This is a genomic window from Streptomyces sp. AHU1 (genome assembly GCF_045343905.1).
GTDB lineage: Bacteria > Actinomycetota > Actinomycetes > Streptomycetales > Streptomycetaceae > Streptomyces > Streptomyces triticiradicis.
Map to the genome: position 1 here is coordinate 3,046,345 of NZ_CP174283.1, position 22,170 is coordinate 3,068,514.

At 71.5% G+C, this 22,170-nt stretch carries 17 protein-coding genes; 12 read left to right on the forward strand and 5 right to left on the reverse strand.

Going from position 1 to position 22,170, the window contains the following annotated elements:
• The first annotated feature begins 76 nt into the window (after positions 1-76).
• The 10 genes from ACICHK_RS13835 to ACICHK_RS13880 all read left to right on the forward strand — a co-directional run bounded on the left by ACICHK_RS13835 (position 77) and on the right by ACICHK_RS13880 (position 14,831).
• Entirely contained in the window at positions 77-1,234 is a 1,158-nt protein-coding gene (locus ACICHK_RS13835; RefSeq protein WP_406837132.1) for a mandelate racemase/muconate lactonizing enzyme family protein, read from the forward strand.
• The gene (locus ACICHK_RS13840) at positions 1,231-2,235 is read left to right on the forward strand and encodes a zinc-binding dehydrogenase (RefSeq protein WP_406837133.1); all 1,005 of its coding nucleotides are present in this window, start codon (positions 1,231-1,233) and stop codon (positions 2,233-2,235) included. Before ACICHK_RS13835 ends, ACICHK_RS13840 begins: the two co-directional genes overlap by 4 nt.
• A gap of 120 nt (positions 2,236-2,355) precedes the next feature.
• Entirely contained in the window at positions 2,356-3,324 is a 969-nt protein-coding gene (locus ACICHK_RS13845; RefSeq protein ID WP_406837134.1) for a hypothetical protein, read from the forward strand.
• 138 nt (positions 3,325-3,462) lie between these two features.
• Entirely contained in the window at positions 3,463-4,575 is a 1,113-nt protein-coding gene (gene chvE, locus ACICHK_RS13850; protein ID WP_406837135.1) for a multiple monosaccharide ABC transporter substrate-binding protein, read from the forward strand.
• 32 nt (positions 4,576-4,607) lie between these two features.
• Positions 4,608-6,158 (forward strand): multiple monosaccharide ABC transporter ATP-binding protein, encoded by a 1,551-nt coding sequence (gene mmsA, locus ACICHK_RS13855; RefSeq protein ID WP_151468159.1) that lies wholly within the window; start codon positions 4,608-4,610, stop codon positions 6,156-6,158.
• The gene (gene mmsB / locus ACICHK_RS13860; RefSeq protein WP_151468158.1) at positions 6,155-7,399 is read left to right on the forward strand and encodes a multiple monosaccharide ABC transporter permease; all 1,245 of its coding nucleotides are present in this window, start codon (positions 6,155-6,157) and stop codon (positions 7,397-7,399) included. The genes mmsA and mmsB overlap by 4 nt, the downstream gene beginning before the upstream one ends.
• A gap of 57 nt (positions 7,400-7,456) precedes the next feature.
• Positions 7,457-8,599 carry an aldose epimerase family protein gene (locus tag ACICHK_RS13865; protein ID WP_406837136.1) on the forward strand — a complete coding sequence of 381 codons (1,143 nt, stop codon included), beginning with the start codon at positions 7,457-7,459 and terminating at the stop codon, positions 8,597-8,599.
• Between the two features lie 161 nt (positions 8,600-8,760).
• Positions 8,761-10,467, forward strand: a complete 1,707-nt coding sequence (locus ACICHK_RS13870; protein WP_406837137.1) for an aminotransferase class I/II-fold pyridoxal phosphate-dependent enzyme — start codon at positions 8,761-8,763, stop codon at positions 10,465-10,467.
• Between the two features lie 378 nt (positions 10,468-10,845).
• Complete coding sequence (locus ACICHK_RS13875; RefSeq protein ID WP_406837138.1) at positions 10,846-11,631, forward strand: intradiol ring-cleavage dioxygenase; 786 nt, start codon at positions 10,846-10,848, stop codon at positions 11,629-11,631.
• A gap of 206 nt (positions 11,632-11,837) precedes the next feature.
• Positions 11,838-14,831, forward strand: a complete 2,994-nt coding sequence (locus ACICHK_RS13880) for a beta-galactosidase (protein ID WP_406837139.1) — start codon at positions 11,838-11,840, stop codon at positions 14,829-14,831.
• A gap of 5 nt (positions 14,832-14,836) precedes the next feature.
• Here ACICHK_RS13880 and ACICHK_RS13885 read toward each other — a convergent pair whose 3' ends face one another.
• The 3 genes from ACICHK_RS13885 to ACICHK_RS13895 all read right to left on the reverse strand — a co-directional run bounded on the left by ACICHK_RS13885 (position 14,837) and on the right by ACICHK_RS13895 (position 18,222).
• A complete protein-coding gene (locus ACICHK_RS13885) occupies positions 14,837-16,339 on the reverse strand; it encodes an alpha-N-arabinofuranosidase (RefSeq protein WP_406837140.1) in 1,503 nt (500 codons plus the stop codon).
• A 261-nt stretch (positions 16,340-16,600) separates the two neighbouring features.
• On the reverse strand, positions 16,601-17,452 hold the full coding sequence (locus ACICHK_RS13890) for an SMP-30/gluconolactonase/LRE family protein (RefSeq protein ID WP_406837141.1): 852 nt from the start codon (positions 17,450-17,452) through the stop codon (positions 16,601-16,603).
• The gene (locus ACICHK_RS13895) at positions 17,449-18,222 is read right to left on the reverse strand and encodes an IclR family transcriptional regulator (RefSeq protein WP_406837142.1); all 774 of its coding nucleotides are present in this window, start codon (positions 18,220-18,222) and stop codon (positions 17,449-17,451) included. Before ACICHK_RS13895 ends, ACICHK_RS13890 begins: the two co-directional genes overlap by 4 nt.
• Before the next feature lie 126 nt (positions 18,223-18,348).
• Here ACICHK_RS13895 and ACICHK_RS13900 point away from each other — a divergent pair, with 126 nt between their 5' ends.
• A complete protein-coding gene (locus ACICHK_RS13900; protein WP_406837143.1) occupies positions 18,349-18,978 on the forward strand; it encodes a hypothetical protein in 630 nt (209 codons plus the stop codon).
• A gap of 85 nt (positions 18,979-19,063) precedes the next feature.
• On the opposite strand, the gene ACICHK_RS13905 is transcribed toward ACICHK_RS13900, so the two are convergent.
• Positions 19,064-19,939, reverse strand: coding sequence for a RimK family alpha-L-glutamate ligase (locus ACICHK_RS13905; RefSeq protein ID WP_406837144.1), 876 nt, complete (start codon positions 19,937-19,939; stop codon positions 19,064-19,066).
• A gap of 241 nt (positions 19,940-20,180) precedes the next feature.
• Here ACICHK_RS13905 and ACICHK_RS13910 point away from each other — a divergent pair, with 241 nt between their 5' ends.
• Entirely contained in the window at positions 20,181-21,269 is a 1,089-nt protein-coding gene (locus ACICHK_RS13910; protein ID WP_406837145.1) for a MerR family transcriptional regulator, read from the forward strand.
• A gap of 62 nt (positions 21,270-21,331) precedes the next feature.
• Here ACICHK_RS13910 and ACICHK_RS13915 read toward each other — a convergent pair whose 3' ends face one another.
• Complete coding sequence (locus ACICHK_RS13915) at positions 21,332-22,051, reverse strand: toxin-antitoxin system, toxin component (RefSeq protein ID WP_406837146.1); 720 nt, start codon at positions 22,049-22,051, stop codon at positions 21,332-21,334.
• Between the last annotated feature and the right edge of the window lie 119 nt (positions 22,052-22,170).

The following is a 22,170-nucleotide window of genomic DNA, read 5'->3' on the forward strand; positions in this document are numbered from 1 at the left end:
GTCCTTACTGTCACGCCAGCATTTCGAACGTGTGACGAAATTTCGAACAGAGTTGAAAGCACAGGGGGCATCTGCCGTGCGCATCACGGGAATCACCACACACGTGGTCGGGACACCCTGGCGGAACCTGACCTACGTCCAGGTGCACACCGACGAGGGCATCACCGGGGTCGGCGAGACCCGCATGCTGGGCCACACCGACGCACTGATCGGCTATCTGCACGAGGCGCAGGCCAACCACATCCTCGGCTCCGACCCGTTCGCGGTCGAGGACCTGGTCCGCCGGATGAAGTACGGCGACTACGGGCGCGCCGGCGAGATCGTGATGTCCGGCATCGCGGTGATCGAGATGGCCTGCTGGGACATCAAGGGCAAGGCGCTCGGGGTACCGGTCTGGCAGCTCCTCGGCGGCAAGGTCACCGACCGGGTCAAGGCCTACGCCAACGGCTGGTACACCACCGAGCGGACCCCGGAGGCCTACCACAAGGCCGCCCAGGAGGTCGTCGCGCGGGGCTACAAGGCCCTCAAGATCGACCCCTTCGGCACCGGGCACTTCGAACTCGACCACGAGGCCACGCTGTACTCGGTCTCGCTCATCGAGGCGGTGCGCGACGCGATCGGGCCCGAGACCGAGCTGATGCTGGAGATGCACGGCCGCTTCTCGCCGTCCACCGCCGTCCGCCTCGCCCGGGAGCTCGCGCCCTTCAAGCCCGCGTGGCTGGAGGAGCCGGTACCGCCGGAGAACCTCAAGGCACTGGAGAAGGTCGCCGCCAAGGTGGACATGCCCCTCGCCACCGGCGAGCGGATCCACGACCGCATCGAGTTCCGCGAGCTCTTCGAGAGCCAGGCGGTCGACATCATCCAGCCCGACGTCGGCCACATCGGCGGCATCTGGGAGACCCGCAAGCTCGCCGCGACCGCCGAGACCCACTACATGCTGGTGGCGCCGCACAACGTCGGCGGACCGGTCCTGACCGCCGCCTCCCTCCAGGTCGGCTTCACCTCGCCGAACTTCAAGATCCTGGAGCACTTCAACGACTTCGCCGACGCGGAGATCAAGAAGGTCGTCAAGGGCGCCCCGCAGGTCGTGGACGGCTACTTCGAGCTGTCCCACGCGCCGGGCCTCGGCGTCGAGCTGGACGTCGACGCGGCGGCGGAGTTCCCGCAGCAGCAGGCCCGGTTCGACCTGTGGGCCGACGGCTGGGAGCAGCGCAAGCCCAAGGGGACGCAGTGAGCACCGCGGTCGTCGTCCAGGGTCCGGGCGAACACCGGCTGGTCCCGCACGAGCCGGTCCGCCCGGCGGCGGGCGAGGCGCTCGTACGGGTGCACGCGGTCGGCATCTGCGGCAGCGACCGCGAGGTCTACCAGGGCAACCGGCCCGAGGGGTACGTCCGCTATCCCCTGACCCCGGGACACGAGTGGTCCGGGACCGTCGAGGAGGTCGGCGCCGGTGTCCCGGCGTCGCTCGTCGGCCGCAAGGTCGTCGGCGAGGGCTTCCGCAACTGCCAGGTCTGCGACCGCTGCCACGCGGGCGAGACGACGTTGTGCACGGCCGGGTACGAGGAGACGGGTTTCACCGTGCCCGGCGCCATGGCGGGCACGCTGACCCTGCCGGCCCGGCTGCTGCACGTCCTGCCCGACGACGCCGACCTGAGCGCCGCCGCCCTGCTGGAGCCGGCCGCCTGCATCGCGGCCGCCGCGCTCAAGGCGAACGCGCGGCCCGGTGAGCGCGTGGCCGTGGTGGGCACCGGGACGCTCGGGATGTTCGCCGTGCAGTTCCTGAAGGCCGGTTCCCCGGCCGAGCTCCTCGTGGTGGGCACGCGCCCGGACCGGGCCGCGCTGTCGAAGGAGTTCGGCGCCACCGACTTCCGCACCAGGGACCAGGAGCTCCCCGACGACTTCGACGTCGTCGTCGAGACCGCCGGGTCCGCGTCCGCCGCGCGCACCGCCGCCTCCCTGCTGCGGCGCGGCGGGCGCCTGGTCCTCACCGGGATCCCGGCGCCGGGTGCCGAGGGCCTCGACCCGACCGATCTCGTCGTACGGCAGCTGGAGGTGCACACCGTGTTCGGGGCGCCGCCGGAGGCCTGGGCGCACACGGTGCGGGTCTTCGGAGCGGGTCTGCTGGACCCGTCCCCGCTGGTGACGCACGAACTGCCGCTCGCCGCGTTCCCGGAGGCCATCGAACTGGTGGGTTCCGGCGATCCGAAGGTCGGCAAGGTCCTGCTGAAGCCCTGACCGCCCGAGCCGTACGCCGGTGCGGGGCTCCCTGACGGCCCCGTACCGGCGTACACCCCAGGCTTCGCACGCCCAGCGTCGCGAACCATGCCCGAAATACCGAACAATGAAGGACAGCTTGTGACCGACGCCCCTCCCACGGCGCCCCGTCGCCCCGGCGAGCCCGCACTGGCCGCACTCGGCCTGGCCGCGCCCGCCCTCTCCCCCGACGACGCCTCGCCGCACACCTTCCCCGGAGGCGGCCGCTGGCGCACCGAGGTCCCCTCCGTGGAGGGTCCCGAGGCGCTCGCCGTGGTCCTCAAGGAGGCCTCGCGGCTCGACGTGCCGATCCACCGGATCAGCCAGGGCAGCGGTGTCTGGATGCTGACCGACAGCGAGATCACCGAGATGGTCGAGGCCACCGGTGAGCGCGACATCGAACTCTGCCTGTTCACCGGCCCGCGCGGCACCTGGGACATCGGCGCCTCGACGCGCACCGACTCGCGCGGCGCGGGGCTGCGGGCCCGCGGCCACGACGCGGTGGCCGGCTGTGTCGAGGACGCCGTCCGGGCGACGGAACTGGGCGTCAAGTGCCTGCTCGTCGCCGACGAGGGCGTGCTGTGGACGCTGCACCGGGCACGGGTCGCCGGGATCATCCCGGCCGACACGACCTTCAAGGTCTCGGCGCTGATCGGTCCGGTCAACCCGGCCTCGTACGCCGTGTACGAGAACCTCGGCGCCGACTCGCTGAACGTGCCGAGCGATCTGACGCTCGATCACCTCACCGAGATCCGGCGGGTCTCCGCCGCCCCCATGGACATGTACATCGAGGCCCCCGACGATCTCGGTGGATATGTCCGGATGTACGAGGTCGCCGAGCTGATCCGGCGCGGCGCACCGCTCTACCTGAAGTTCGGACTGTCCAAGTCCCCCGGGATCTACCCGTACGGACACCATCTGCGGGACCTGACCCTGAGCACGGCCCGGGAAAGGGTGCGGCGCGGCCGTCTCGCCCTCGACCTGCTGGCACGCCACGGAGCGGGCGGCGACATGGCCCCGCTCGGCTCCCGTCTGCCCGGGGCGCTCTCGCGGTTCGACACTCCCTCATAACGTTCGCACAAACCCCCTTCACACAAGCAGACACAGTCGCGCACAATCCAACACACCTTCTCAGCCTCACCCGCAACGCTCCCGGAACATCCAGCTCCGTGAGATCCAGCCCGGTCCCAGACATCAAGGATGATGATCATGCGTAACCGCAGAGCCGCACTCGCCGCCATAGCCGGAGCCGCCTCCCTCGCCCTCGCCCTCACCGCCTGCGGCCAGAGTGGCGAAGGCGGCAGCAAGGAGGACAAGGGCAGCAGCAAGGGCGGGACGATCGGCATCGCGATGCCGACCAAGTCGTCCGAGCGCTGGATCGCCGACGGCAACAACGTCGTCAAGAACCTCCAGGCCAAGGGCTACAAGACCAAGCTGGTCTACGGCGAGGACGACCCGGACCAGCAGGTCTCGCAGATCGAGAACCTGATCACGCAGGGCGTCAAGGCGCTGATCGTGGCGGCCATCGACAACAAGTCGCTGAACAACGTGCTCCAGCAGGCCGCCGACGCCGACATCCCGGTCATCGCCTACGACCGTCTCATCCTCGGCTCGAAGAACGTCGACTACTACGCGTCCTTCGACAACTCGAAGGTCGGCGAGCTCCAGGGCAACTACATCCTGCAGAAGCTCGGCCTCGCGGACGGCTCCAAGAAGGGCCCGTTCAACATCGAGCTCTTCGCCGGCTCGAACGACGACAACAACACGAAGTACTTCTTCGGCGGCGCGATGAAGGTGCTGCAGCCCTACATCGACAAGAAGCAGCTCGTCGTCCGGTCCGGCCAGACCGCGCTCAACCAGGTCACCACCCTGCGCTGGGACGGCGCCACCGCCCAGAAGCGCATGGACGACATCCTCACCAAGTCGTACTCCAGCAAGAAGGTCGACGCGGTCCTCTCCCCGTACGACGGCATCTCCATCGGCATCCTGTCGGCGCTGAAGTCGGACGACTACGGCTCCAAGAGCAAGCCGCTGCCGGTCCTCACGGGTCAGGACGCCGAGCTGGCGTCGGTGAAGTCGATCATCGCGGGCGAGCAGACGCAGACCGTCTACAAGGACACCCGCGAGCTGGCCAAGATCGCTTCGACGATGGTCGACTCGGTCCTCAAGGGCAAGAAGCCGGAGACCAACGACACCAAGACGTACGACAACGGCGCGAAGGTCGTTCCCGCCTACCTGCTCCAGCCGGTGAGCGTCGACAAGTCCAACTACCAGTCGGTCCTGGTCGACGGTGGCTACTACACGGCGGACCAGCTCAAGTAAGCGTCGAACCTTACGGATTGGAAGGCACGACCATGGCGGGACCCGTCCTGGAAATGCGCTCGATCGTCAAGACCTTTCCCGGCGTCAAGGCGCTGTCGGACGTCACCCTGACCGTCCAGCAGGGCGAGGTCCACGCCATCTGCGGTGAGAACGGCGCCGGCAAGTCCACCTTGATGAAGGTGCTCTCCGGCGTCCACCCCCACGGCAGTTACGAGGGCGAGATCCTCTTCGAGGGAGAGGTCTGCCGCTTCAAGGACATCCGGGCGAGCGAGCACCACGGCATCGTCATCATCCACCAGGAACTGGCGCTGTCGCCCTACCTCTCCCTCGCGGAGAACATCTTCCTCGGCAACGAGCACGCCAAGCGCGGGTTCATCAACTGGAACCTGACGCTGCGTCACGCCACCGAGCTGCTGCGGCGGGTGGGCCTGAACGACCACCCCGAGACCCGCGTCGCCGACATCGGCGTGGGCAAGCAGCAGCTCGTGGAGATCGCCAAGGCGCTCTCGAAGAAGGTGAAGCTGCTCATCCTCGACGAGCCGACCGCGGCGCTCAACGACGAGGACAGCGACAAGCTCCTGGACCTGATCCTGGAGCTGAAGAAGCAGGGCATCACCTCGATCATCATCTCCCACAAGCTCAACGAGATCCGCAAGGTCGCCGACTCGGTGACGATCCTGCGGGACGGCCGGACCATCGAGACGCTCGACGTGAAGGCGCCGGAGACGACCGAGGACCGGATCATCAGCGGAATGGTCGGCCGGGACCTCGACCACCGCTTCCCCGAGCGCACCCCGCACCACGCGGAGGAGGGGGCGGCTCCCGCGCTGGAGATCCGCGACTGGACCGTGCACCACCCGATCGACCAGCAGCGCAAGGTCGTCGACGACGTGTCGGTCCACGCGCGGCGCGGGGAGATCGTCGGCATCGCCGGCCTCATGGGCGCCGGCCGCACCGAACTCGCGATGAGCGTCTTCGGCCGGACCTACGGCAGGCACGCGGGCGGCACGGTCCTCAAGGACGGCGAGGAGATCCGTACGAGGACGGTCGCGGAGGCCGTCGACCACGGGATCGCGTACGTCACCGAGGACCGCAAGCACTACGGCCTCAACCTCATCGACACGATCAACCGCAACATCTCGCTGTCCGCGCTCGGCAAGGTGTCCAGGCGCGGGATCGTCGACGAGCACGCGGAACGCCAGGTCGCCGAGGGCTACCGCACGTCGATGAACATCAAGGCGCCGACCGTCTTCGAGCCGGTGGGCAAGCTGTCCGGCGGCAACCAGCAGAAGGTCGTCCTCAGCAAGTGGATCTTCGCGGGTCCGGACGTGCTCATCCTGGACGAGCCGACCCGCGGCATCGACGTGGGCGCCAAGTTCGAGATCTACACGGTCATCGACAAACTGGCCGCCGAGGGCAAGGCGATCATCTTCATCTCCTCCGAGCTGCCCGAACTGCTCGGTATGTGCGACCGCATCTACACCATGGCCGCCGGGCGGCTGACCGGTGAGTTCTCACGGGCCGAGGCCACCCAGGAAGTGCTGATGCGGCAGATGACGAAGGACAAAGAGGTAACGCGATGAGCACCGATGTGACCAACATCCCGGCCGAGGCGCCACCGGGCAAGGACGGGAGCGGCGACACCGGCGAGAACCTGCTGCGGCTGATGCTCGGCGGTCTGCGGCAGAACATGCGCCAGTACGGCATGCTGCTCGCGCTCGGCCTGATCGTCGTCCTCTTCGCGATCTGGACCGACGGCCAGCTCCTGCTGCCGCGCAACGTCTCCAACCTCGTCCTGCAGAACAGCTACATCCTGATCCTCGCGATCGGCATGATGCTGGTGATCATCGCGGGCCACATCGACCTGTCGGTCGGCTCGCTGACGGCGTTCGTGGGGTCGTTCGCGGCCGTGCTGATGGTGGAACACCGGATGGCGTGGCCGCTCGCCCTGCTGCTGTGCCTGGTGGTGGGCGCCGTGGCGGGCTCGGTCCAGGGATTCATGATCGCCTATCTCGGCATACCGTCCTTCATCGTCACCCTCGCCGGGATGCTGGTCTTCCGCGGTCTGACCGAGATCCTGCTCGAGGGGCAGACCCTCGGCCCGTTCCCGGACGGCCTGCAGAAGGTGGGCAACGGCTTCCTCCCCGAGGTCGGCCCGACCACGAACTACCACAACATCACCCTGCTGCTCGGCCTCGCGGTGATCGCCTTCGTGGTCCTGCAGGAGGTCCGTGACCGCAAGCGCCAGCAGGAGTTCTCGCTGGACGTGCTGCCGGCCAAGCTGTTCCTGCTCAAGCTGGTGGCGCTGGTCGCCGCGGTGCTCACCGTCACGCTGATGCTCGCCAGCTACAAGGGCGCGCCGATCGTGCTGCTGATCCTCGGCGCGCTGGTCGTCGGTTACGGCTACGTCATGCGCAACGCCGTCTTCGGCCGCCACATCTACGCGATCGGCGGCAACCTCCCGGCGGCGAAGCTGTCGGGCGTCAAGGACAAGAAGGTCACCTTCTATGTCTTCCTGAACATGGGCATGCTCGCGGCCCTGGCGGGTCTGGTGGTAGCCGCCCGCCTGAACGCGGCCTCTCCGAAGGCCGGCCTGAACTTCGAGCTGGAAGCCATCGCCTCGTCGTTCATCGGCGGCGCGTCCATGAGCGGCGGTGTCGGTACCGTCCTCGGCGCGATCATCGGCGGCCTGGTCCTCGGCGTGCTGAACAACGGCATGAACCTCCTCAGTGTCGGCACCGACTGGCAACAGGTCATCAAGGGCCTGGCCCTGCTGGCCGCGGTCGGGTTCGACGTGTGGAACAAGCGCAAGGTCGGTTCGTAAGTCAGCTGGGGCCCCGCCGGAAGGCGGGGCCCCTCTCCATGGGGCAGGAGCCGCGAAATGGAAACGAGCAGACGTACGGTCATCGCAGCGGCGGCAGCGGGGTTGACCGCGGCCACCGTCGGAACGGCGCACGCGGCGGGCGGGAAGAAGCCCGTGAGGGAACTCTTCGGCAGGCTCGCCGACGGGACGAAGGTCCACCGGTGGTCGCTGGAGAACGGCGGGACGCGGCTGAGGGTCCTGTCCTACGGCGGGATCGTCCAGTCCCTGGAGATCCCCGACCGGCACGGCAGGTACCGCAACGTCTCGCTGGGCTTCGGCGACCTCGACTCCTACGTCGCCTCCAGCCCGTACTTCGGTGCCCTGATCGGCCGGTACGGCAACCGCATCGGCAAGGGGCAGTTCACCCTCGACGGCAAGAACCACCAGCTCTCCGTCAACGACGGCGTCAACAGCCTGCACGGCGGCGCCAAGGGCTTCGACAAGCGGGTCTGGGACGTGGAGGGCTTCGCCTCGGGCTCCGACGTGGGACTCGTCCTGCACTACACCAGCGTCGACGGCGAGATGGGCTACCCCGGCACCCTCCGGGTGAAGGTCACCTACACCCTGACCCGGCACGGCGACTGGCGCATCGACTACGAGGCCACCACCGACAGGGCCACCGTCGTCAACCTCACCAGCCATGTGTACTGGAACCTCGCCGGTGAGGGCAGCGGCTCGGTCTACGACCACGAACTCGAGATCGCGGCCTCCCGCTACACCCCCGTCGACTCGGGCCTGATCCCCACCGGGGAACTGGCGAAGGTCGCCGGCACCCCCTTCGACTTCCGCCGGACCAAGACCGTCGGCCGGGACATCCGGGTGGCCCACCAGCAGCTCCTGTACGGCAAGGGCATCGACCACAACTGGGTCCTCGACAAGGGCGTCACGGCGCGGCCCGAGCACGTCGCCACGCTCCGCGACCCGTCCTCCGGCCGCACCCTGCGGATCGCGACGACCGAACCGGGCCTGCAGTTCTACTCGGGCAACTTCCTGGACGGCACCCTGGTCGGCACCGGCGGTCACATCTACCGCCAGGGCGACGCCCTGTGCCTGGAGACGCAGCACTTCCCGGACTCCCCGAACCACCCGTCGTTCCCCTCGACGGTGCTGCGGCCGGGGCAGACCTACCGGACCAGCACGGTCCACTCGTTCGGCAGGTGACCGGACCTCACAGCCGGTTCACAAAATCCGCACGATCACACGACGATTGAACAGCGCCTCGTCCGTATCCGTATCAGAGGGCGGCCCGTGCTCCCCCGCGCGGGCCACCCAGATAACGGGGGCCCGTCCTCCCCAGCGGGCTCGCCCTATACGGAGGTTCCATGGCCGGCAATGTCACCTCGCTCTTTCGCGGCACCGCGGCGCACAGCCCGTCGATGGCCGCACTGACGCGGGAGGGCGACGGAGCCGGCCCGGTTGACTTCTGCATCCCCTGCAACCCCTACTTCCCCACCCCCGCGATGTTCGACGAACTCGCGAGCCGGCTGCGCGAGATCATCACCTACTACCCGAGCAGCGCCGACACGATCACCAGCGAGCTGTGCTCGCTGCTCCAGCTTCCGCCGCAGTGCGTCGCGATGGGCAACGGCTCGACCGAACTCATCACCTGGATCGACCACTTGCTGGTCCGTGAGTCCCTCGCGATACCCGTCCCCACGTTCGGCCGCTGGACCGACCAGCCGATGGAGACCGGCAAGCGGGTCGACATGTTCCCGCTCCAGGAGTCCAACGGCTTCGCGCTCGACCTCGCCGCGTACGCCAAGTTCATCCGCTCGCGCGGCACCAAGGTCGCCGTCATCTGCAACCCGAACAACCCCGACGGCGGCTTCCTGCCGCGCCAGTCGGTCATCCAGTTCATGGACGCGCTGGCCGACTTGGACCTGATCGTCATCGACGAGTCCTTCCTGGAGTTCGCCGACGCCGAGTCGGAGCCCAGCGTGGTCGAGGACGCGGTCATGAGACCGAACGTCATCGTGCTGCGCAGCCTCGGCAAGAACTTCGGCCTGCACGGCATCCGTTTCGGCTACATGGTCGCCAACCCCTCGCTCGCGGGCAAGGTCCGCTCGATGCTGCCGAAGTGGAACCTCAACTCCTTCGCGGAGACCGTGGTGTTCATGCTCAAGAACCACGGCAAGGAATACATGGAGAGCCTGCACATGGTCCGCCGCGACCGGCTCGACATGGCCCGCCAGCTCTCCGCGCTGCCCGGTCTGACGATCTACCCCTCGCAGGGCAACTTCCTGTTCGTCCGTCTTCCCGTCGGCGCCGAGGGCACCGTGGTCCGGGACCGACTGCTCACCGAGCACCGCATCCTGGTCCGCGAGTGCGGCAACAAGGTCGGCTCGTCCAGCCGCTTCCTGAGACTCGTGGTACGTCCTCAGACGGATGTGCGCCGCCTGGTGGCGGGCCTGGAGCAGGTGCTCTACGGCGGGTCCAGGAAGGAGGCCGCCGTACCCGAGCTGAGCAACGGGACCGGTTACGGCTCGGGCACGGCCATGGTGGACCGTCTCGTCGGCTCGACCAACGGAGCGGGTGTGCAGGGACTGGCCGCGCAGGCGAACGCCTGGCCCGGACAGCCCGCCCCGGCGCCCCAGCCGGTGGCGGCCGCCGCCCCGCAGCCCAGTCTGCCCTCCGTCCCGCAGCAGCCGCGTCCCGCCGCGGCTTCGCCCTACCCGGCCCAGCAGCCCGCCCAGGCCCCGGGTTATTCCGCCCCGCAGCCCGCCGCGGCCCAGGCCTACCCCTCCCCGGGGCCCTCCGGCTGGCCGGCCGCCCCCCAGGGACCCGGCGGGATGCCGGCCCAGATGCCGCCCGCGGCCATGCAGGCCCCGGCCCAGTCGCCGGGTCTCCAGCCGGCCGCCCAGACCGGCATGCCCGGCATGGCGGGCGCGGCCTCCATGGGCGCGCAGGGCGGCCTGACGGCGGCCCAGGTCCGCGGCAGGACGCAGCCCGAACCTCCCCCACCCCAGTCGTCGAGCAACGGCGGCGGCTGGGGCGCCGTCGGCGCCATGCTGTACAACCAGGCCGGTTAGGGCCTCTCACACCACCGGGCGGGTCCCCGCCCGGTCGGCCTCCCCACGGGCCGGGCGGGATCTCCGCGTGGCCGGTCCCCCCACGGGCCGGCCGCGGGGAGCCGTCCACGGCCGAAGGCGCGTGCAGGGGCAGCGGTATCCCCGCCCGGCGCCCGAGGACCACTCCCTGTCTCTCCGGCGCCGGGCACCCCGCGCCGGACCCCACGGCGGAGCGCCGAGCGGACCGAGCCGCCGGCGTCTCCGCCTCTTTCGTGCCCCGCCCCCTCGCGCTCCGCGCGGCCGGCGGCCCGGCGACGTGTCCGACAAGGAGCTTGACGGGCCGTCACTTTGCGGAACTGACAGCCCACCGACAGCATCCGCCCCTACGGTGCCGTGTCCATGACAGACACCCCCACGGAAGACACGTCCGAGGCCCCCGTCGGGCGCCGGACCGTACTGATCGCCACGGGCGCCTCCGCCGCGGCACTGGCCGTGGCCGCGGCGGCCCCCGTGGCCCCCTCGCCCACCCCCGCCACCGGCCTCGCCGACGCGGCTCCCGCCGCCGCGGCCGTCTGCACCCTCACCAAGGAGATGACCGAGGGCCCCTACTACCTCGACGGCCAGCTCGTCCGCTCCGACGTCACCGAGGGCAAGGCCGGCGCCCCCCTCAAGCTGGCCCTCACCGTCGTCGACGACTCCACCTGCGCGGCGATCGGCAACGCCCTCGTGGAGATCTGGCACTGCGACGCGCTCGGCGAGTACTCCGGCTTCGTCGGCAACAACGGCCACAGCGAACCGGACGACGGCACGTTCCTGCGCGGCGGCGTGCTGACCGGTGCGTCCGGCGTCGCGAACATCACCACCGTCTACCCCGGCTGGTACCGGGGCCGCTGCGTGCACATCCACGTCAAGGTGCACACCGGCGTCACCCTCACCTCCGACGGCTCCTTCACCGGCGGCCGGGAACTCCACACCGGCCAGCTCTTCTTCAACGAGACGATCACCACGGCGATGGCCAAGGTGTCCCCGTACTCCACCAACAAGGTCACCCGCACCACCCTCGCCCAGGACTCCATCTACGACGGCGGAGGCGCCTCCTCGGGCCTCCTGACCCTGACGGCCCTCGGCAGCACCGCCTCCGCCGGCTACACCGGCACCCTCACGCTCGGCGTCGAGACGAGCTGATCCCGTCCCTCCCCCCACGGAGACCGGGGCGGTCCGCGAACCCGCGGGCCGCCCCGGCCGCGCCCATACCGCGTAATCCCCCGCGCCGGGATCGTCGTACGACCATCGAATGACCTGCACATGTGGACAATGGCCGCATCTCCCCCGCTCCCCGGGCTCGGACCGAACGGGGGGATCCCTCGTCGCCGTCCCCCGGGAGAACCCGCATGGTGTTGAGCAGACGTACCTTCAGCGCACTCGCCGGCACCGCCGCCCTCGGCCTCTCACTGAGCGGCAGCGGGAGCGACGAGGCGTGCGCGGCCGGAAGGGCGCCCCTCGCACCCACCGGACCCGCGCCCGCGCCGCCCGCCGCCGACGGCAGGAAGCACACGGTCGGCTTCGACCGCCACTCGATGCTGATCGACGGCAGGCGCCTGGTGATCTGGTCGGGCGAGTTCCACCCGTTCCGGCTGCCGAGCCCCTCCCTGTGGCGGGACGTCCTGCAGAAGATGCGCGCGCACGGCTACAACGCCGTCAGCATCTACGTCGCGTGGAACTATCACTCCCCCGCCCCCGGGCAGCACGACTTCACCGGGGTCCGCGACCTCGACCTGTTCCTGCGCACCGCCGCCGAGACCGGGCTGTACGTCATCCTGCGCCCCGGCCCGTACATCAACGCCGAGGTCGACGCGGGCGGCTTCCCCGGCTGGCTGACGGCCACCGCGGGAGTGGCCCGCACCTCCGACCCCACCTATCTGAAGCACGTCGACCAGTGGCTGACCGCCGTCGACCGCATCGCCGTCCGCCACCTCCACACCGACGGCGGCGGCACGATCGTCCTGTACCAGCTGGAGAACGAGTACGCCGACCATGTCGACGAGCCCGCGGGCCGCGACTACATGGCGCACCTGTACGCCAAGGTGCGCTCCGACGGCATCGACGTCCCCCTCTTCCACAACGATAAGGGCAGGAACGGCCACTGGGCCCCCGGCACCTTCGACACCGGCGGCGAGCACGGGCGTTACCTCTACGGCTTCGACGGCTATCCCTCGCCCTTCAGGACGCCTCCGGACTGGGGGTACTTCGGCCCCGGCGGCATCAAGGGCGGCTCGACCGCCAGCCCGGACACCCCGGGGTTCATCCCCGAGTTCGGCGGCGGCTGGTTCGACCCCTGGGGCGGGGCGGAGTTCGACGGCCTCGGATACGCCGAGTCCCGCCGCACCCGGGACGCGGCCTACGAGCGGCGCTTCTACCTCACCAACCTCGCCAACGGCATCACGGTCCACAACGTCTACATGACCTTCGGCGGCACCTCCTGGGGCTGGCTGCCCGCGCCGATCGTCTACACGTCGTACGACTACGGGGCCGCCATCGACGAGGCGCGGCAGCCGACCGGCAAGCTCGTCCCGATGCGGCAGATCGGCCGGCTGCTGCAGTCGGTGCCCGACCTGGCCAGACTCGACCGCGCCGACCCGCCCCCCGGCGAGAGCACGGAGGCGGGCCCCGGCATCAAGGCGTACCACCTGGTCAATCCCGACACCGGCGCGCGCTTCCAGGTGCTGCGCAACGACACGCCCGCCGAGGCCGTCGCCACCGTGACGCTCGGCGGAGCACGCGCCGAGGTGCCGGTGCCGGGCCTCGACGCGCGACTGCTCGCCGCCGGGATCGCCCTGGGGCGGCGCAGACTGAGCGGATCCACCGCCCAGCCGATGCTGTGGCTGACCGCCGGACGGCAGGACATCGCCGTGTTCACGGGCCGGGCGGGCGAGCCGACCCGAACCTGGCTGGAGGCCACGAGCGAACCCAGGGTCACCGTGCTGGACGGGGAGGCCGGGTACCGCTACGAGGACGGGGTCCTGCGCGTCGACGCCGTGCTCGGCGGCATCACCAGGGTCCGGGTGGAGGACGGCGGGGTCACGGCACCCCTCCTGCTGCTGTTCGCCGACGACGAGAGCTCCCGGCTGCTGTGGCGCCACGACACCCCGTCGGGTCCGGTGCTGGTGCGCGGCCCCGCGCTGCTGCGCACGGCCGTCCTGCGCGGCCCGGCCGCGCACCTCACCGGCGACACGACGGGGGCGGCGGACCTGGAGGTGTGGGGGCCGCGCGGAATGAGCGAACTCGTCTGGAACGACCGCGCGTCGAAGTCCCGCGCCACCCCCTCCGGGAGCCTGCTGGCCGAGCGGCCGCTGGCCGGCGTGGGCCCGGTGCGGCTGCCCGCCCTGACCGGCTGGCGCCGGGCCGAGGGCGATCCCGAGTCGGCCGCCGGTCACGACGACTCCGCGTGGCGGGTGACCGACAGGACGACCTCGTACAGCGTCACGCCGGTACCCGCCGGACAGCCCGTGCTGTTCGCCGACGACTACGGCTTCCACTACGGGGACGTCTGGTACCGGGGGCACTTCGCGGACGCGGGCGGCGCGGACTCCGTGTCCCTGACCTATGTCGCGGGAACCCAGGGGCTGTTGATGGCCTGGCTGGACGGTGAGCCGCTGGGCACCCACCGGATGCCGGTCCCGGACAAGAAGACCGTGCGCAAGGGGACCTGGGCGGCCACCGCCACCTTCCCCGTCCGGCCGCGCGAGGGTCGCTCCCACGTGCTGTCCGTCCTGGTCCGGCCGATGCAGCGCGACGAGGACGGCAAGGCCGACGACACGCACAAGGCGGCCCGGGGGCTGACGGCCGTCACCTTCACCGGGGCCGCGCCCGCGGTCCGCTGGCGCATCCGGGGCGCGGCGGCCCCCGACCCGGTGCGCGGACCGCTCAACACCGGAGGCCTGCACGGGGAACGGCACGGCTGGCACCTGCCGGGCTTCGCGGACGGCGACTGGAGGCCCGCCGCCTTCCCGCGCGCCGAGCGGCGCCAGGGGGTCACCTGGTACCGCACCGGCTTCCGGCTCGCCGTGGACAGCGGCACGGACGCGTCGATCGGGCTCACCCTCACGGACGATCCGGCCCGCGCCTATCGCGTCCAGATCTTCCTGAACGGCTGGAACATGGGCCAGTACATCAACGACGTGGGCCCGCAGCACACGTTCGTCCTGCCCAACGGGGTGCTGCGCACACGGGGGCACAACACACTGGCCCTCGCGGTGCTGTCCGACGGGACCACGCCCGCCGGCCCCGGCCGGGTGGAGCTGACGCTGCTGGGCAGCGCGGCCGGAGGAGTACCGGTGACCCCGGTCCCCTCCCCCGGCCCCGGCCCTGGCCCCGGGAGTGCGTAGAGGGTCTAGGCGAGCCGGATCATGTTCCAGGACAGCGGTTCCAGGACGGCGGTGAGCGTGCCGTCCCGGAGCATGGTCCCCTCGACCGGGTGCGGGGTGACCCGGTCCTGGTCGTGCAGGTTGTTGACGGCGTCCGGATCGGCGTCGGCGAGCGCGCTGTGCTCGACGACCGCCGTCAGGCCCGTCCGGCCCAGGGCGACCTCCAGCGGCAGCGGCTCGGTCCGGCTGCGGTTGACGGCGAAGACGGTGACCGAGCCGTCCCCGGCGCGTACCGCGGTGGCGTGCAGCAGGTCCACCTCGCCGTACTTGCGGGTCGTGTACGTCGGCGAGTCCACCCGGACGTCGAGGACCCGCCCCCGCCCGTGTGCCGAGGCCTGCGCGAACGGGTGGAACGTCGTCTGCCGCCAGGCCGGGCCGCCGGGTTCGGTCATGATCGGCGCGATGACGTTGACGAGCTGGGCGAGGCAGGCGACGGCCACCCGGTCCGCGTGCCGCAGCAGCGCGATGAGGAGCGAGCCGGACACGACCGCGTCCGTGACGGTGTAGACGTCCTCCAGCAGGCGCGGGGCCTCCTGCCAGTCCTCGACCGGGTGCGGGTTCGGACGGCTCTGGTACCAGACGTTCCACTCGTCGAAGGAGAGACTGATCTTCTTCGTGGACTTCAGCCGGGCGCCCACGTGGTCGCAGGTCGCGACCACGTTCTCGATGAACGACTCGGTGTCGACGGCGGAGGCGAGGAAGGAGTCCCGGTCGCCGTCGGTCTCCTCGTAGTAGGCGTGCAGGGAGATGTGGTCGACGAGGTCGTACGTCTCCGCCAGGACCGTCGCCTCCCACTCGGCGAAGGTCGCCATGCCCTGTCCGGACGAGCCGCACGCGACGAGTTCGAGGCCGGGCTCGACCTGCCGCATCGCACGGGCGGTCTCGGCGGCGAGCCGTCCGTACTCCTCGGCGGTCTTGTGGCCGGTCTGCCAGGGGCCGTCCATCTCGTTGCCGAGGCACCACAGCCTGATGCCGAAGGGGTCCTTGTCGCCGTGCGCGATCCGCTGGTCGCTGCGGGCGGTCCCCGAGGGGTGGTTGGCGTACTCCTGGAGCGCCAGGGCCTCGGCGACCCCGCGCGTGCCGAGGTTGAGGGCCATCATCGGCTCGGCCCCCGGGCCGATCTTCCGCACGAAGCCGATGAACTCGCCGAGCCCGAAGCGGTTGGTCTCGGTGGAGCGCCAGGCGAGGTCCAGCCTGCGGGGCCGCTCCTCGGCGGGGCCCACCGAGTCCTCCCAGTCGTAGCCGGAGACGAAGTTGCCGCCGGGGTAGCGGACGACCGTGACACCGAGCTCGCGGACGAGCTCCAGCACGTCGGTGCGCAGGCCCTCGGCGTCGGCCGACGGGTGGTCCGGTTCGAAGACGCCGGTGTAGACGCAGCGGCCGAGGTGCTCGACGAAGGAACCGAAGAGACGGGGGTCGACCTCGCCGACGGTGAAGGCGGGGTCGAGGACGAAGCGGGCGGTGCGCATGGTGTCCTTCCGGGGCGTCCGGGGTGGGTCCGCCTCGTGGGAGCCGCCCGCGGTCCGGCCGGGTCGTCCCCCACCTCGCCCCACCGTTCGAGATGTCGGAGAGTGATCGCGACTTCGAACGCGACCGTAGGCAGGAAGCGCTTGCTCGTCAACGGTTCGCGCACGAAGCGGTGTGCGCGAAAAAGATGTGCGCGAAAGACGGTGTGCGCGAAGAACAGAAGTCCCCTCCCGGCGGCCGGGAGGGGACTCACGCGCGTCCGGCTAGCCGGCGAACTCCGGCTGCGGCAGGCCCTCGCCCGCGCCGGGGACGACGAGCAGGGAGCCGGACATCGGGTGCGGTGCCGTGAGGCCCGTACGCGCGGTGGTGACGTACAGGTCGGTCAGGCCGGCGCCGCCGAACGCGCAGGCGGTGGGGCGGCGGACCGGCAGGGTGAGCACCCGGTCCAGCGCGCCGTCCGGTGTGTAGCGGTGGACCGCTCCGCCGTCCCAGAGGGCGACCCAGACGCAGCCCTCCGCGTCCACCGTCAGACCGTCGGGGAACCCGTCCTCCACGGTGGCGAACGGGCGCCTGCCGACGGGCAGCCGGTCCTCCCCGACGTCGAACACGTCGATGCGGCGGGTCGGCGAGTCGACGTAGTAGACGCGGCGGCCGTCGGGGCTCCAGCCGGTGCCGTTGCTGACGGTCACGTCGTCGAGGATCGCGGTGACCGTGCCGTCGGGGGCGATCCGCGACAGCGTGCCCCCGCCCGGCGCCTCGTCGTAGCGCATGGTTCCGCACCACAGCGAGCCGTCGGGCGCGACGGCGGCGTCGTTGGCGCGCCGGCCGGGCACGGGCTCCCGGTGCAGCCAGCGGAACGGGTCGCCGGAGCCGGACGGCCCGTAGAGGCCCACGCCGTCACGGAGGTTGACGACCAGTCCGCCGCCCGCGCGGGGCTTGGCCGCGCCCACGTGCTGCTCGGTGGCGATCACCGTGCGGCGACCGGAGGCGGGGTCGTAGGTGTGGATCCGGGAACCGAGGACGTCGACCCAGACGATCCGCCCCGCCCGGGCGTCCCAGGTCGGGCCCTCGCCGAGCGCCGCGTGCGCGTGGACCGCGACCTCGACGGCGGTCACCGCGCGTTCCGGTGGCCGAGCCGCTCGGACAGCTCGGCGGCGCCCTTGACCGCGAGCTGCTCCAGCTCGGCGCGGCGCTCGTCGCTCCAGCGGATCATCGGTACGGAGATCGACAGCGCGGCGACGACCTGTCCGGCGCGGTCGCGCACCGGGGCGGCGACACAGCTGACGTCCGGGTTGGACTCACGGCTCTCGACGGCGATCCCGCGACGGCGGATCTCGGCGAGGGCCTCGCGCAGGGTGCCCGGGTCGGTGATGCTGTTCGGGGTCATCGCCACGAGGTCGGCGTCGTCGGGGACGCGCGAGGCCAGCTCCGGCTCGGAGAGGGAGGCGAGCAGCATCTTGCCGACGGAGGTGCAGTGCGCGGGGAGGCGGCGGCCGGCCGCCGAGACCATGCGCACCGCGTGCGTGGAGTCGACCTTCGCGATGTAGATGACGTCGGTGCCTTCGAGGATCGCCACGTGCACGGTCTCGTCGCAGGTCTCGGCGACGGAACGGGCGACCTGCTGGCCCTCGGCCGCGAGGTCGAGCTGCTCGGCGTAGCGGCTGCCGAGCTGGTACGGGCGCACGCCCAGCCGGTAGCGTCCCGGCTGGCCGGGCACCTGCACGATGTACGACCGGGCGGCGAGCGTGGTCACCAGTTCGTGCACGGTCGTGCGCGGGAGCTGGAGCCTGCGCACGATGTCGGGGGCGGAGAGAGTCCCGTCCCCGTCGAGAAAGAGCTCCAGTATGTCCAGAGCCCGGGTCACGGCAGGTACGAGGCGTCCCACAGCCGGCCCCCTCTCTTTTGTTCGAAATTTCAACAGACGATCGGGATGACGAACACAGGCTAGTCATTCGTTCTGGAGCGGGCAATGGTTCGAGCGGCCCGTACCGGCGGGGGTCCGTGCGCGACCATGGACCCCATGCCGGCCGAACGCCCCTCCACCCCCTTCACCCCGCTCGACTTCCAGCTGGTCCTGCTGCGCCGCATGGCCGACCACAACCCGGACCTGGTCGAGGACGCCCGTCACGAACTGGGAGTGTCCGTCGCGGACATGCGCGAGGCCAACCGGCGCTGGCAGGCGATGCTGCACGCCCCGCGCGCACGCCCCGCCGCCTCGCGCCACCGCTCGGTCCTCGGCGCCCCCGAGTCCGCGCGCGGGCGCCGGATCGGCGATCTGACCTGCGAGGCCCTGCAATGGCCGGTGCCGCTCTGGCCCGACCTGCGCTTCGAGGTCCTGCTCGCCCCGGACGGCGCCGTCTGGAACGAATGGCTCGTACGGGCCCCGGGCGCCCCCGCCCCGGCGCTGGAGACCCTGGAGGACCTGACCCCCTGGTGCTGCACGGTCGACGAGGTGGCCCGCGCCTTCGCCCCCGCCCGGCCCCTGGAGGGCACGGCCCCGACCCGGTGGGGTCTGGCGTTCACGGCTCCCGACGCGTCGGGCGTGCCGCACGCGTGCGCGGCGGAGTTCACCTGGGGGCTGCTGCAACGGGTGGGCGTCAGGGGACCCGTGCCGGAGCGCGCCGGGGACCCCGGCCGGTAGTTCCGGGAACGGGACCGGCGTGCCGCGGGACGCGTCCTCGGCGGGTGGCAGCCTCGGCGGGTGGCAGCCTCGGCGGGTGGCGGCCTCAGCGGGCGGCGGCCTCGACGATCCGGTCCACGACGACGGGCAGCGACCCGGGGTGGAGCCACAGGAAGAAGTTCGGCTCGACGAGCTCCAGCTCCATCACCCGGGGCTCGCCGTCGTCGCCGTCGACGAGGTCGACCCGGGCGTAGAGCACGCCGTCCGCGCCTCCCGGCACGGCGGCCAGGGCCTTTTCGGCGACGGCCAGTTCGGACGCGGTGGGCTCCCACACCTCCAGTCGCGGATGGGGGATCTTGTCCCCGTCGTAGGGCGTCCCCGGCTCCAGCACGGCGCCCTTGCGGCTGGCGTGCAGCAGCCGTCCGCCGAAGAACTGGAGCGCCCGCTCGCCCCGGGTGTCGACGGCCGTCACGTACGGCTGGACCATGGCGGTCAGCCCCTCGGCGTGCATCCGCGCGAGCTGCCCGAGGGCCGTCTCCCGCTCCTCGGGCGTGTACCGGGCGGCGTAGCGCGCCCCGGCCCCCGCGGTGGGCTTCACGACGAACTCGTGCCCGCCGGGCAGTTCGACCGGGTCCCCCGGCGCGACGTACCGGGTCGGCACGACCGGCACCCCCGCGTCCGCCAGGTCCCCGAGGTACCGCTTGTCCGTGTTCCAGCGCACGACCGGCGCCGGATTCATCAGCCGGGTGAGCCCCGCGCAGCGCTCGGCCCACTGCACGAACTCCGCCACCCGTAGGCTGTAGTCCCAGGTCGAGCGGATCAGCGCGAGGTCGTAGGCCGCCCAGTCGGCCCCGGGATCGTCCCAGTGCACGATCTCGGCGAAGGCCCCGGCGGTCTCCAGTGCCTTCCTCAGCACCGGCAGGTCCCGGTCCGCGCCGGGCTCCTCGCCCGGGTCGTAGGTGACGAGCGCGATACGGGCCACGACGGACTCCCTCCTCGTACGGCGCCGGCGCGCGGCACCGGGGGTCCGGTCCCGGACGCACCCCGCTGGTGCGCCGTCGCCGGACAGCCCGCCGCAGGCTAACAACCGAGGGACGCCTCCCCCGGCGGGGCCGCTCTTGACCTTCACCGAGGGGCAGGGCCCAGCATCGAGGGCACGACGAGGAACGGGAACAAGGAGCGGTATGGCCTGGGCGGGAGAACGACGGGGTGGACGCGTGGACATGCTGACGATCGGGGCCTTCGCGAAGGCCTCCCGGCTGTCGCCCAAGGCCCTGCGGCTCTACGACGAGCTGGACCTGCTGCGTCCCGCCCGGGTGGACCCCGACACCGGATACCGCTACTACGCGGCCGGCCAGCTCGAACAGGCCCGGCTGGTGGCGTGGCTGCGGCGGCTCGGTATGCCGCTCGCCCGGATCCGGCTGGTGTGCGCCCTGGACCCGGGCCCGGCCGCGCGGGAGATCGGCGCGTACTGGGCCGGGGTCGAGGCCGAGACGGCCGCCCGCCGGGATCTGGCGGCGTTCCTCGTGGACCATCTGTCACCGTCGCGAGAAGAGGAAACCCGCATGCTGGAACTCCGTTACTCCGCCCTGTCCGACACCGGTCTGGTCCGTGCGGCGAACCAGGACAGCGTCCACGCGGGGGCCCGTGTCCTCGCCGTCGCCGACGGCTGCGGGCCGGGCGGGGCGCCCGCGAGCACGGCGGCGGTGGGGGCGCTCGCCCTCCTGGACGACGAGCCGCTGCCGGCCGGGGGCGTCCTGAACCTGCTGGAGGACGCCGTGGACGGCGCGGCGCGGGCCGTGCTGGACCTGGCACAGGGCCCCGGCACGGCGGAGGCGGACGCGACCGGCAGCACGCTCACCGCCCTGGTGTGGACGGGCTCCCAGCTCGCGCTCGTCCACATCGGGGACTCGCGGGCCTATGTGCTCCGCGAGGGCGGACTGTTCCGGATCACCCACGACCACACGGTGGTCCAGTCGATGATCGACGAGGGGCGTCTGACCCCGGAGGAGGCGGCGACGCATCCGCAGCGCTCCCTCCTGCTCAAGGCGCTGGGCACCGCCGCCCCCGTGGCGGATCTGCGGCTGCACGACGTGCAGCCGGGCGACCGCTATCTGCTCTGCTCGGACGGTCTGTCCACCGTCGTGCCCGACGAGGGGATCGAGCGGCTCCTCGCCGCCGCCCCCGACCCCGACGCGGCCGTCCGGTCCCTGGTCGCCGCCGCGAACGACGCCGGCGGGCCGGACAACGTCAGCTGTGTGGTGGCGGACGTGGTCGAGGCGGACGGTCCGGCCGGACACCGGTTCGGCTAGGCCCTGTCGTCACATTCCCGTCGTCGCCCGCAAGGCGGCCCTGTCGCCCGCCGGTTCCGGGGTCAGCCCTTCGGCCCGCGGTCGGCCCCGGTCCCGCGCGGGTCGTTCGCGGCCGCCACGGCCGACGCCGGGCGCGTGGGCCGCTCCCGGGGTCTGCGGTAGCCGAGGGAGGTCTCGATGGCGCGGCCGACCGGGTCGGCCGGGGCGTTGTCGCCGGGGCCGGTCACCCAGGACCGGAAGACGCTCGCCAGTTGCAGACCGAAGGCCTCGGCCCGGGCCTCGTCGGCCTGGCGTGATCCGTCGCGCGCGGCGACGGCGCTGGCCGTCTCCTGCCGGAACGGCGCCCGCTCCCCGGGATCGCGCCAGCCGGGACGGTCCGAGAGGGCCGCCCGCGCGACGGCCGTGGCGCCGTCCGCGTGATGGTCGCGATGGCCTTCCTTCATGTGCCACAACTCGTGTCCGAGGATGACGAGTTGCTGCACCGTATCGGCGCGCTCCTCGACGACGACGAGGTCGAAGTCGCTGAACTCCATCCACAGACCGGTGACTTCGATCTCGTCGGGGAAACGCTCGAAGCGGAGCTGGACCGGACGGCCGCCCCGGCGCCGGCCCATCTCCTCGCAGAGCGCCTCGGCCAGTTCCCTCAGGCCGACGGGTGTGTCAATCCTTCTCCGCAGCACCCGGTCGAGCTCCGCCGCCAGTGCCCGCATCTCGGAGCGGGCGCCACGCGGACGCAGCGCCGCCATGAGCCTTCCGACGGAACCGGACGGCTTCGTCGTCATCGCTCCGCCTCCCCGCCGTCCAGGACGTGCTGGAGGGCGGGCCGCCTCCCGCTCTTCGCGAGGGACGCCTCGCGCGGGCCCCGCACGCACTCCCGGACGGGGACAGGGCGTTCGAGTGT

What these genes read in the sequence shown, in the direction of transcription:
- ACICHK_RS13915 (WP_406837146.1), bottom strand. Translation starts at nt 22,051, where the DNA reads ATGACGACGAAGCCGTCCGGTTCCGTCGGAAGGCTCATGGCGGCGCTG.
- mmsB (WP_151468158.1), top strand. Translation starts at nt 6,155, where the DNA reads ATGAGCACCGATGTGACCAACATCCCGGCCGAGGCGCCACCGGGCAAG.
- ACICHK_RS13865 (WP_406837136.1), top strand. Translation starts at nt 7,457, where the DNA reads ATGGAAACGAGCAGACGTACGGTCATCGCAGCGGCGGCAGCGGGGTTG.
- ACICHK_RS13875 (WP_406837138.1), top strand. Translation starts at nt 10,846, where the DNA reads ATGACAGACACCCCCACGGAAGACACGTCCGAGGCCCCCGTCGGGCGC.
- mmsA (WP_151468159.1), top strand. Translation starts at nt 4,608, where the DNA reads ATGGCGGGACCCGTCCTGGAAATGCGCTCGATCGTCAAGACCTTTCCC.
- ACICHK_RS13885 (WP_406837140.1), bottom strand. Translation starts at nt 16,339, where the DNA reads ATGCGCACCGCCCGCTTCGTCCTCGACCCCGCCTTCACCGTCGGCGAG.
- ACICHK_RS13870 (WP_406837137.1), top strand. Translation starts at nt 8,761, where the DNA reads ATGGCCGGCAATGTCACCTCGCTCTTTCGCGGCACCGCGGCGCACAGC.
- ACICHK_RS13880 (WP_406837139.1), top strand. Translation starts at nt 11,838, where the DNA reads ATGGTGTTGAGCAGACGTACCTTCAGCGCACTCGCCGGCACCGCCGCC.
- ACICHK_RS13910 (WP_406837145.1), top strand. Translation starts at nt 20,181, where the DNA reads ATGCTGACGATCGGGGCCTTCGCGAAGGCCTCCCGGCTGTCGCCCAAG.
- ACICHK_RS13900 (WP_406837143.1), top strand. Translation starts at nt 18,349, where the DNA reads ATGGACCCCATGCCGGCCGAACGCCCCTCCACCCCCTTCACCCCGCTC.
- chvE (WP_406837135.1), top strand. Translation starts at nt 3,463, where the DNA reads ATGCGTAACCGCAGAGCCGCACTCGCCGCCATAGCCGGAGCCGCCTCC.